Genomic DNA, 11,904 nt, shown 5'->3' on the forward strand with positions numbered 1-11,904 from the left:
CTACTGCCCCTCTCTTCAGTGAATGCCACAAGAAAGATTACACCTCAGTCCCGTAACACCTCCCTCACTCGAATCAGGTACCTGTCATTGCGATCATCCACTCACCTCACTCTAAGAGCTATATTTAAGCGAAAGTTTCGCTCTCACCCAAAATATACCATATCTTTCATTAAAACACTATATTTTTACAGTAAATAATGCACAAAATATAGGAATAATTGTTAATTTAACGGAAAATAAAAAACAGCAGCTCAGGATTTCTCCTTGAACTGCTGTTCATTAATCCCCTCTTACTGAGCCACCGCAGCTTTATCTGCAGAAACCGCAATGTCGTTATAATAGAGTCCGGTTCCATCACCAATTGCAAAGTTTAGAACACGGTTATTAACCGGCACAATCACAGCACGATAAAGTGTTGGGAATACTGGAATCTCATCAACCATAAATTGTTGCCACTCTTTATAGATTTCTTTACGTTTGTCTACATCAAATGCAGCCTCAGAGATCCCTTCGGCGAGCAAACGATCGTTCTCTGCACTGGAGTAACGTGGGAAGTTATAGATTGCATCTTTACCGTACAGGCCTGATGGGTCAACGTCAATCCCTACCCCCCAAGCACCTTGGTACACATCAACAGTAGGATCATCCTCACCATTTTGACCTATGCGATCATAGAAGGTATTAAACTCTACCATTTCCAAAGTTACATTCAGACCAATCGCTTTCCAGGATTGTACATAATATTGAGCCAGCGGCTCAGCAATGTCTCCACCAGTCATCGAAATGAAATTAATCTTCAGCTCGCTGCCATCTGGATTCGTTCTAAATTCACCGTTTAATTTGTAACCAGCGTCATCCAAGATCTTTTTAGCTGCTTCTGGATCAAAAGCTACGCCCGGATTGGTAGTATCATGGAATTCTGGATGGGATGGTGGAATCAAGGTAGTCGCATTCCAACGCAGACCATTATAGAACTTTTTACCAACAGTATCATTGTCAACCGCAGCCCACATTGCTTTACGAAGATTCACATCCGCCATTTTAGCTTTAGGATCGGTAACAACCTCTTTTTTCGTTGCATCCCATTTGCCAAGCTTAAATCCAATATACGTATACGCACGGTCAACCGCCCCGAGATACTCAACATTTGATAGCTTCGCATTATCAGGGAATTGATCAATAGGGAAGGAATCCACCAAGTCAACTCCACCAGATTTCAGTTCTTGTACAATCGTTGTTGGGTTGATAACCTTCAAAATTACTTTATCCAGTTTAGGGGCTCCACGCCAGTAATCTTCATTCTTAACAAATACTACAGACTCACCAGGAACGATACTCTCTACTTTAAAAGCTCCGAAGCCAATTGGCTTTTGGCGGACTTCAGGGGAAGAGGAGATTTTGGCAACATCCATGCCGCCAAAGATATGTTTGGCTAATGGATAAATCCATACGCTACCCGTTAACAAGGAAGGTGTAGATTGCTTATAAGTAATTTGCAGTTTCTTATCACCCAGCACTTTAATCCCGGATATGGTCTTGGCCTTACCGGAATGGTACTCATCCATGCCTTCAATATTAGTGAAGTCAGAACCGTAACGAGGACCATCATAAGCAGGATTACCAATAACTTCATGGGCGAACAACCAGTCTTCAGCCGTTACTGGCTTACCATCCTGCCAGTTTACATTGTCGCGAATCGTAAAGGTAAAGGTACGTCCATCTTCTGCAACTTCATAAGTAGCCGCACCATCATTAGTATAAACATAGTCTTTATCCCAAGTTAACAAACCTTCATCAAACCAGTTCAGAACTTGAGCGTCTGGATCTCCAGAATAGAAGTTCCAGTTCAAAGTGCCTTCAAATGGACTATCGGAAACAAGTCCAAATGTAATTGTCCCTCCGTCAATAGCTTCACCTTGGTTAGTCTTAACGTTACTGAAATCTTTAATGTTATAAAGTCCGTCTTCTGCCTCAGGCGCGGCCGTTGCTTCTGCGGTTGCCGCAGGTGCGCTGGCGTTAGGAGCTGCTGTTGATTCAGCCGCTTCGTTGTTGTTCTTGGAGCCGCAAGCCGCAAGAGCGAACAACATTACAAACATTAATGAAACTAGTAAAGCTTTTGAACGAATGGCTTTTCTCATTTAATCATTTCCTCCCTTATTATCCTTTTCTTTGTCTTGCGTCGGTCGCACGTTTTAGCGCTTGACCCACATTATTTATACTCAACATCAATACCAGGATCAGCAATGATGCGGGTAACCAGATCCACCATCTGAACTCAAGAGTCTGCGGATTTCTCGCATAGCTTACTAGAGTACCCAGACTGGGTGTACTTTCTGGAAAACCAAAACCTAGAAAGGATAGGCCTGATTCCAATCCAATATTAGCTGCCAGATTCAAGGTCATTGTTACGATAATGATTGAGCTTAAGTTCGGCAGAACTTGCGTAAACATAATTTTTAGATTGGAGGAGCCTAGGGTCTTAGATGCCTGAACATAATCCAATTCCTTCTCTTGTAATGTCTTGGAACGAATGAGCCTGGCAATCCCCATCCAAAGAAATGCTGTCATGATAAAGGAGAAGGTCAACGTATTGTATTTAGGAACTGCGCTGACAAAAGCTATAACAATCATTAGAAAAGGTAGAATCATGAAGAAATCTACAATACGCATCGCGACATTATCTACCGTTCCCCCAAAGTAACCTGAGACTAAACCTACCAGAATACCGATAATTCCCGTAAAAAATGTAACCATAAAGGCAATAGACATGGAATTTCGTGTTCCTATAATTAATTGACCGAATACATCCCGTCCTCCATAATCAGTCCCCAGCCAATGCACAGCCGAAGGCTTCTCATATAGGGCGAACAAGTCAACCGTGACAATTTCTTTCTGATCTAAAAATAAGGAGATCCCATATACAGCAGCAATAATCGTAAATAGGAAAATCAACGAGACCAGTGCCAGCTTATCCCGCACCATCTCCCGCCAAACAATTTTGAAGCCCGATGGACTTTTATCAGTTTCCTGCAGCAGAGCTATCTCTGCGCTCGTCTTTGCCATTTCATTCACCCCAAAGTGTTCATCTTCTTATTTAATCCGGATACGAGGATCTACGATACTTAAAATAATGTCTGATAACAACGCACCGACGATGGAAGCAACCCCATACAGAAGAACGAGGGCTGTTACCACGCTGAAATCCCGAATCGTTATCGAACTTAGAAACAGCAAACCCATTCCTGGATAGCTGAAGATCGTTTCAACGAACACCGTACCACCGATTAACCCAGTGATCTCATATCCAAAAAATGCAGCGATCGGCAGCAAGGAGTTTCTCAAAATATGACGATTGTATACGCGTGACTCCGAAGCCCCTTTAGCTCTAGCAGTGAGAATGAAATCTTTTTGCTTCGTATCAATGATCTCATTTCTCAGATATTGTACGGTCCCAACCGTTGCAATTAGCGCCATAGATAGCGCAGGCAGAAGCAGATGATAGAATTTACTCCAGAAGTGACTTAGTGTACCTGGAACTTCCCCGGGACTGACACTGCCGCTGGTAGGAAACCAATGAAAATGAAATCCGAAAACCCATACCATTAAAAGTGCAAAAATAAACAACGGTGCAGCAAATCCAATATAGGTATAGCCAGTTATCAAGCGATCCAGCCACGAATCGTTATAACGTCCGCTGGTAATACCAAGCGGGATAGCAATAAGGTATGTAAGAATCAGCGTAACAATGGCCAGCCAAAGTGTATTCATCAGGCGTTGTCCGATTAGCTCTGAGACCGGCATTTTGAAACGGAAGGACTGGCCGAAATCCCCTTGTATCGCTTTAGTGATCCAATCCCAGTACTGGATGTACCATGGATCATTTAGACCGAGCTTTTCTCTCATCGCATCAATGGCCGCCGGATCAATATTCGGATCGAGCATTCCTGAGAGTGCGTCACCAGGCATCGCCTTCGCCATAAGAAAAACAAGAATACTTAATAGAACTACTTGAGGGATCATTATAAGAATTCTACGAACGATAATCTTCCACATATTCTCAACCTTTCTCAGGCAAGGCTACCAGATGAGTCTCGGAAATTGATTTTAATGGATAAGCCATGCCTTCTTCATCAAAATAATTCCGGTGCGCTTGTTCATATTCCTTGCTTACTGATTTTCTGAATTCCGTCTGCTTTTCTCTCTGTTTCGGATCAATATCAGGAATGGCGGCAATGAGTCGTTTGGTATAAATATGCTGAGGATTGTCAAAAATATCTTTAGCAGTCCCTTGCTCCACATGTCGTCCTTTATACATAATCCCTATGTGATCGCACATATGCCTGATGATCCCGAGATCATGACTGATAAATAGAAAAGTAAGATTCAGCTCTTTTTGAATGTCCTGCATGAAGTTAAGCACCTGTGCCTGTACTGAGACATCTAGCGCAGATACCGGCTCGTCAGCAATAATAAGTTTTGGCTTGAGTGCAATTGCTCTGGCAATTCCGATCCGCTGCCGCTGGCCGCCAGAAAATTCATGCGGATATTTCAGGATGTTCTCAGGACTTAAGCCTACTTGTAAAAGCAATTCCTGCACCCGGCGTTTTTCTTCCCCTGGAGACATTTTTTCGAAATTACGCAACGGTTCTGCAATAATATCGAGTACACGCTTCTTAGGATTTAAGGAAGAGTACGGATCCTGAAAGATCATCTGAATGTCTTTGCGGACATTTCTTTGCTTTCGTACACCCCTCAAGGCCAAATCTTGCCCTTCAAAAATCACGCTGCCGCTAGTAATAGAATTAAGACCTATAATCGCGCGACCCGTTGTCGTCTTTCCGGAACCAGATTCACCAACCAGACCATAGGTTTGCCCAGCTTCAATGGTAAAATTAACATTATCGACAGCCTTAACTACGCCAACTTCCCTTCGAAAAACACCGCCGTGGATCGGAAAATGTACTGCTAAATTTTTAACCTCAAGAAGTCCCATTGTGGATTGCCTCCTCGTTAGTATCAGGGAAATGGAAATTGTTATAACAGGTGCAGCGAACGAAATGTCCGGGTGCGACTTCATGCAGCTGTGGGTTCTCCTCATGCTCCGATTCAGGAATCCAAGGCGTCCGTGCCGAGAAACGGCAGCCCTTACGCGGAAGGTTTTGCAGTGGTGGAACAATCCCCTGAATCACATGCAACCTGGATTTTTCTTCTTTTGCCGTTGGAATGGAGTTTAATAAGGATCTCGTATATGGATGTTTCGGATTAGACGTCAACGTAAAAATATCTGCGATTTCGACGATTTGTCCGGCATACATCACCGCAACACGGTCAGCCATTTCGCTTACAACCCCTAAGTCATGAGTGATTAAGATAATGCCTGCTTCCATATCGTTTTTTAATTTTTTAATAAGTTCAAGGATTTGTAATTGGATAGTCACATCTAGTGCTGTGGTAGGCTCGTCGGCGATCAAAAGCTTGGGTCCATTGGCTATCGCAATGGCGATAACCACCCGCTGCCTCATGCCACCGGATAATTCGTGGGGGTACTGCTGATATGTATGCTCTGGACGGGAAATTCCAACCTTGGTCAAAAGATCAATGACCTTCTCTTTTCGCTGTTTCTTAGAAAGCTTGGAATCATGTAGGATAAGTACTTCTTCAATCTGTGAACCGATGATCATTAGCGGGTTTAAAGCGGATAAAGGATCTTGAAAAATCATAGACATTTCTTGGCCGCGCAGCTTGTTTAGTGCAGCAGGAGACATAGTAACGATGTCCTGGCCCTTGTATTTGATTTGTCCGTCAATTCTGGCTCTGGTATGCAGCCCCATAATGGAAAAGGCGAGCGCACTTTTTCCTGAACCAGATTCTCCAACGATAGCCAGAATTTCATTTTTGCGAACAGACAGGGTAACATCATCAACCGCAGCATAATAGTCGTCTGCAATTCTGAACGATGTCGACAAATTTTTGATTTCTAGTAGTTCTTCGCCCATATTCATCACCCTAACGACAAGGATTTCAAAATTAACACAATGAAAATATTATGTAAATTTTGATATAAATAGTGTTGATTTTCATGAAACATTTTGAAATAACCAATGTGATGATAATTAACACTGTTAAGAATACTACCAGTAGTTCAATCGGAAATAAAAATGAACATCTCGTAACTTTGTAGTTCATTTTAATTAACTTATGGTAAATTATCAATCTTTTCCTATAAAAAATTTTCAATCGATGTGATTAAAAGTAACGTAGGCAACAAAAAAACGGCTCTAGGCCGCCTTTTTTTGGGAATTATTTAGTTCGACTGAAAGTTAAAATCTTTGGCTTTCCAGCATGAAATTGGAAGGTATTACAGTCGCTAGCGGCTCACTGCTCCCGCCGAAGCTTTTGATTATGACGAATCTTAATCTCATTGCCTTGCTCAGTAGCTTGATAAAAAACACGCTGAGAAATCTCCTTAGGCAAATACTCTTGCTTCACATAATGCCCCGGAAAATTGTGCGGATATTGATATCCTTCATGCCCTAACGCAGTTGCACCTTTATAGTGCGTATCACGCAGATGCAGCGGTACCTCCGCTGATTTGATCTCATCCATACTTGCCATTGCATTGGAAATAGCCATAACCACAGCATTAGACTTCGGACTTTCCACTGCAAAAAGAATAGCTTGGGCAATGTTCAGCTTCGCCTCTGGCCAACCATTGTTTCGATACGCATCCAGCGCACTCACCGCTTGAACCATAGCTTGGGGATTAGCCAAGCCGATATCCTCACTGCTGGCTGCAATCAGGCGCCGAATAAAAGTCATAGGGTCCATTCCAAGCTTTTCTACCGCATACAGAAACCAAAACAACGCGGCGTCGCTGGAACCGCGAATACTTTTATGAAAAGCGGATAGCACATCATACTGCGTAGATTCATCAGCCTTCACAATGGGGCGCCGAATGGATTCCTCCGCCACCTCCAGCGTGATATGAACACTTCCATCAACTTGTGGTGCGGTAGTCAGGGCTGCCAGCTCCAGTGCATTTAGTGCCCGCCGGATGTCTCCATTAGCCATTGTTGCAATATGCAACAAAGCCTCCTCATCGACCTGAAGCTCCATAAATCCAAGACCTTTCTCTTTGTCCGCCAAGGCTCTGCGCATCGCGATCAAGCTGTGTTCACTCGTTAATGCCTCCAGCTGAAATAAGGTGGAGCGGCTCATAAGCGCCCCATTAACATAATGGAACGGGTTCTCTGTAGTCGCTCCAATGAAGGTAATAGTCCCTTTTTCTACTGCTGGCAAAAGCGCATCCTGGCGTGAGCTATTAAATCGATGCACCTCGTCCAGGAACAGGATCGTCTTAGTGCCGTACAATGTTTGATTGTTCTGAGCTCGCTCAATAACCTCCCGTACATCCTTCACGGTAGCTTCCACCGCATTCAGACGTACGAACTCTCCTTGCGTGTGATGAGAAATAATATGCGCGAGTGTCGTCTTGCCGCATCCCGGGGGGCCATAGAGCAAAATCGAAGAGACTTGATCCGCCTCAATCGCTCTTCGCAGCAGCTTCCCCCGACCTATGATATGCTCTTGACCAATATATTCATCAAGATTCTCCGGTCTCATCCGGTCCGCAAGCAGCCGTCCGCCCCCGGTGTCCTCTCCGAAAGAAAATAAATCCATAACTCCACTTCCTTGCTATATTCTTGTAAAAGCTCAATGTAAATCCTCTCTATCATACCATATCACAGGGAAGGATTAGGATGCCCTGCCGGGTCAAGGTAACAGTATCAGCATAGACTTATTTTACGCCAAAATAAAAAGAGCATGATCTCGTCTTAGAAAGGCGGGAGCCATGCTCTTTTTTCAAAATATAAGAAAGTATAGGTTTCACGCTATACTTTATCCTTATGATTTCTCGCATAACGCTTACCGTCCTTCTAAGGACACCAGAGGCGTTTATGCTTGAATTGCAAGCTAGCAATTTACTGCCAGCCGCATTTTTGATATGATTTTACGAATGCTTTCTTCCGATAGATGGTACTTCTTCTGAAGTTCCGCTACGGAATCACCGCTTCGATGACAACTGAAAATTTCCTTGTTCCGGTTCGCTATTTCTTTCCTCGAACCGCTGTTCTCGCCCCATCGAACCCGCTCTTCCGTCTTCTTTGGGATGTAGAGCAGTTCACCTTGGATGTATCCCTGAAGCTCTTCGAGCAAGCCAGGGGGGAGCACATCCTTCCCATTTACATAACTCAACTTGCATTTCCTCCTTCAACAGGTGTGTCCCTATGCGTCGGTCAACTAAGTTTTTAGTTATAATCACGTCACCTGCCTCCTTTCTTCTCCTCATATTTGGAAAAATCCGTAATTTCATTATATAAAAACCTTTTGGTAGCGTCTACATTCGATTTCATAAATTTCGTTCTTATGGATAAGTGTGGTACTTCTTATGTTAGTAATAAGGAGGCCGTAAGGCCTCCTCGCTTTAAGCAGGTTTCCGTCTTAAACGGAAACCACCTCGTATACTGAAATCATTTCAATCAGCCTCCTTCCAGAAGTGTTCTTGCCCGGCCGGACACTTATTATTAAGCCATACCTATGGGGGAGTTACAAGACCAAGAACAGTTATAACCATTCTCCACCAGTCTTACTCTCCCTCAGAATCGCTTCCAGCCGCCGTTTGCACATAGGAAGGAACTTCCCCATTATGGAGCAGCCACAGCTCATGGAGAGCACGTGTACAGCCGACATACATCAGCTTCGCGTCCCAAGCCGTCGCTCCATAATGGTCTTGATCGGCATCTGCTAAGATCACCGCATCGAACTCCAAACCTTTTGATAAATAGACAGGCAGCACCGATAACCCGCCCTGATATTGCGTCATACTGCCATCAATCAGATGAATATCTTCAAAATGCTGTGCCAGCTCCGCATATAGTTCTGCAGCCTCATGAAGATTTCTTGTTAGGACAGCCACCGTACGGTATTCCCTTCCTGACAGAGACTTCAGTGCAGAGGTTATTGTCCGCAAGCGAGCTTGCTCATCAGCCACCAGTTCCCCGGCATCCTCGCCATAGGCGATCATACGCACGGGATCTCCACTACGAAACACAGGAACAGCCAGCAATGAGCTCTCCACACCTGAAGATAGAATTCCATTAGCGAAGTCTATAATTTCCATAGTAGAACGATAGCTGCGTGTCAGCGCGTGATAAGCCGTGTTCTCAGGGGCAAACAACGTCTGCATCTCTTCCCACGCGTGTACGCCTTTATAGGCATGTATGCCCTGCGAGAGATCACCCAGGATCGTAAAGGAATGGCCTCGCACATATAAATCCAGAACGGCAATTTGGAAAGGTGAAAAATCCTGAGCCTCATCGATTACTACATGGTCAAAGCGAGTAACGCCCTCATCACCATTCAAAAGATAATGGATATACAGCAGCGGAGGTAAATCCTCTTCACGTATGATGCCTTTTTTCAGCTCTTTTGCCGTTTCCTTCAACACAGCTGCCGGAATTTCCTCTGGCGGTTCAACCGGCCAATCCTCAGGAAGTTTAGCTGCTCGGAAAATTTGCTTATAGATCGTTAATGGATCATATTTAGGCCATTTGGCACTATAAGCCTTCTCTCGCTGCGCGCCTTTTTTCTTGCGATCCTTCATAGCAGCAGCTGAAGGACTCTTCTTCAGTTCCATCTCAATCCAGCGATGAATCCGCGCCATTACCCGTTCCTTGCGCTTGGCTGGAGGATAGGGAGCATACTCCTCATTATGCCAGCGCAAAATCATAGAACGGCGTAGCACCGCACCCTCCCACGGGCTAAAATCACCCTCAGGTACAGAGCTGCTTTCTAATAGCTCGATGCTGGAATCTATGATTCCCATCAGCACCGTGGAACCCTTGAAGCGCCCTGGTGTCTCTTCTGTAATTACCGGCATGCCGCCAGGGGTTTCGAACCAGCGGTTCATCGTCTCTGTCGCATCCTGTTCCGGCAATTCCAGTCCTAGTACATTAGCCGCCCAATCCGGAAATGTACTTTGAGCAATATTACCTACCCCGAGCTCAGGCAATACGTCCGAGATGTAATCCAAAAACATCCGGTTTGGTGCAAAAATGATCATTTTTTCCGCAGAAACCTGATCCTTGTATTGATACAGCAGAAAAGCAAGCCTGTGCAGTGCAACGGTTGTTTTACCGCTTCCTGCCACGCCCTGAATGATTAGCGCTGTATTTTTGGCAGCACGGATAATCTTGTCCTGCTCCTCTTGAATGGTCGATACGATATCCCGTAGACGATTATCCTTGTTCTCCCCAAGTCGATAGACGAGAAACTCATCTGATACAATCGGTGCATCGCTTTCCCGATTGTACGTATCCGCGACCCGCTCCAGAATTTGCTTCCGAATCACCACGTTGCGTTTGAGGTATACCAGCCCCTCTATTAATCCCTCAGGAGCTTCATAGGAGGCTGGCTCGGTACCGCCGGTAAACGAATAAAACAGGCTTGCTACCGGTGCGCGCCAGTCGATGACTAGCGGACGGTCGCTTACCTGCTCGCGGTCTACGCCGATTTTGCCTATATAGAGTGCCTTCCGTTCATTCTCATCATTGCCTTGAAAATCAAGCCGTCCGAAATAAGGCTCCTGCCTAAGCTTGGCAAGATCTTTGCGCTTCTGATCACGGTTCGCTTCCAGCACCTGTTCCGTATAGTCATGTCCCGTGTACACTGGTGTCTGCTGGAGCTTCTCCAGCAAAGTGTCAATTTCAGTAAGCGCTTGATTCAGCCTGTCTTCTTCCTCTTGATAGGCACTTTGAAAGTTGTCTTCCAATTTCAGTTACCTCCTAAAAGTTTATCGAGCTTAAATTTTCATGCTCCTACGCCCATTTCTCACGCAAAAGGATACCCATTGTAGCACAATCAGCACTTAAATACCAAATCTTTCAAATGATTTGACTAAACTTATAAGTTCTCCAACCTAAAGCACTTTGGTGCTCCTTAGCTCGCACAAGCGTCGAATGTTTGGGACAAACCAAAGGCTTTTTTGCCTTTGGTTTCAGCGTTCGCACGCATTTAGCTCCGAGCAGAGGCTTTTTTGCCTTTGGTTTCGGCGTTCGCACACGTTCGGCTCGAATCTGAGGCTTTTTTGCCTTTGGTTTTGGCGTTCGCACACGTTTAGCTCGAATCTGAGGCATTTTTGCCTTTAATTTCAGCGTTCGCTCACATTTGGCTCGCATCTGAGGCATTTTGCCTTTGGTTTTGGCGTTCGCACACGTTCGGCTCGAATCAACGGCATTTTTGCCTCTGTTTTCGACGTTCGCACACGTTTAGTTCGAATCTGAGGCATTTTTGCCTTTAATTTCAGCGTTCGCTCACATTTGGCTCGCATCAGAGGCATTTTCGCCTCTGTTTTCGGCGTTCGCTCGCATTTCGCTCCGATCAAAGGCATTTTTGTCTTTGATTTCGACGTCCAGGCACATTTAGCTCGCATCAGAGGCATTTTCGCCTCTGTTTTCGGCGTTCGCACACATTTAGCTCCGATCAAAGGCATTTTTGCCTTTGATTTCGACGTCCAGGCACATTTAGCTCGCATCAGAGGCATTTTCGCCTCTGTTTTCGGCGTTCGCTCGCATTTTGCTCCAATCAGAGGCATTTTTGCCTTTAATTTCGACGTCCAGGCACATTTAGCTTCCATCTACGGTATTTTTCCCTTTGTTTTCGAGGCTTCCACACATTTAGCCCCATTCAACGGTATTTATCCCGTAGATTTCGTCGTCTACACGCATTTAGCTCCAATCAGCCGCATTTATCCCTCTGTTTTCGACGTCTACGCACATTTGACTCCAATCAGCGGCACACGCATTTACCTCTTTGATTTCAACGCGGGCTAATAGAGCTAATAAG

9 protein-coding genes are annotated in these 11,904 nt (G+C 44.8%); 1 reads left to right on the forward strand and 8 read right to left on the reverse strand.

All coding sequences use genetic code 11. From position 1 onward, the window contains the following. Positions 1–290 precede the first annotated feature (290 nt). The 8 genes from MKY14_RS14815 to MKY14_RS14850 form a co-directional block, all read right to left on the reverse strand. Entirely contained in the window at positions 291–2,138 is a 1,848-nt protein-coding gene (locus tag MKY14_RS14815; protein ID WP_076218485.1) for an oligopeptide ABC transporter substrate-binding protein, read from the reverse strand. A gap of 19 nt (positions 2,139–2,157) precedes the next feature. Continuing rightward, positions 2,158–3,063 (reverse strand): ABC transporter permease, encoded by a 906-nt coding sequence (locus MKY14_RS14820; protein ID WP_076129671.1) that lies wholly within the window; start codon positions 3,061–3,063, stop codon positions 2,158–2,160. 27 nt (positions 3,064–3,090) lie between these two features. After that, positions 3,091–4,053: an oligopeptide ABC transporter permease gene (gene opp4B, locus MKY14_RS14825; RefSeq protein WP_036677612.1), complete on the reverse strand. Its 963-nt coding sequence runs from the start codon at positions 4,051–4,053 to the stop codon at positions 3,091–3,093. Between the two features lie 4 nt (positions 4,054–4,057). Then, the gene (locus MKY14_RS14830; RefSeq protein WP_036677615.1) at positions 4,058–4,993 is read right to left on the reverse strand and encodes an ABC transporter ATP-binding protein; all 936 of its coding nucleotides are present in this window, start codon (positions 4,991–4,993) and stop codon (positions 4,058–4,060) included. Then, entirely contained in the window at positions 4,980–5,996 is a 1,017-nt protein-coding gene (locus MKY14_RS14835; protein ID WP_076129669.1) for an ABC transporter ATP-binding protein, read from the reverse strand. Before MKY14_RS14835 ends, MKY14_RS14830 begins: the two co-directional genes overlap by 14 nt. A 379-nt stretch (positions 5,997–6,375) precedes the next feature. Then, on the reverse strand, positions 6,376–7,680 hold the full coding sequence (locus tag MKY14_RS14840) for a replication-associated recombination protein A (RefSeq protein ID WP_076129668.1): 1,305 nt from the start codon (positions 7,678–7,680) through the stop codon (positions 6,376–6,378). A 294-nt stretch (positions 7,681–7,974) separates the two neighbouring features. After that, positions 7,975–8,256: a CD3324 family protein gene (locus MKY14_RS14845; protein WP_076129667.1), complete on the reverse strand. Its 282-nt coding sequence runs from the start codon at positions 8,254–8,256 to the stop codon at positions 7,975–7,977. A 391-nt stretch (positions 8,257–8,647) separates the two neighbouring features. Further along, entirely contained in the window at positions 8,648–10,831 is a 2,184-nt protein-coding gene (locus MKY14_RS14850; protein ID WP_076129666.1) for a HelD family protein, read from the reverse strand. Positions 10,832–11,378: 547 nt separating this feature from the next. Here MKY14_RS14850 and MKY14_RS14855 point away from each other — a divergent pair. Beyond that, on the forward strand, positions 11,379–11,891 hold the full coding sequence (locus tag MKY14_RS14855; RefSeq protein WP_139330071.1) for a hypothetical protein: 513 nt from the start codon (positions 11,379–11,381) through the stop codon (positions 11,889–11,891). Positions 11,892–11,904 lie beyond the last annotated feature (13 nt).

The sequence above is a fragment of the Paenibacillus sp. FSL R5-0887 genome, from assembly GCF_038002305.1.
In the GTDB taxonomy this organism is placed as follows: Bacteria; Bacillota; Bacilli; order Paenibacillales; family Paenibacillaceae; genus Paenibacillus_AQ; species Paenibacillus_AQ odorifer.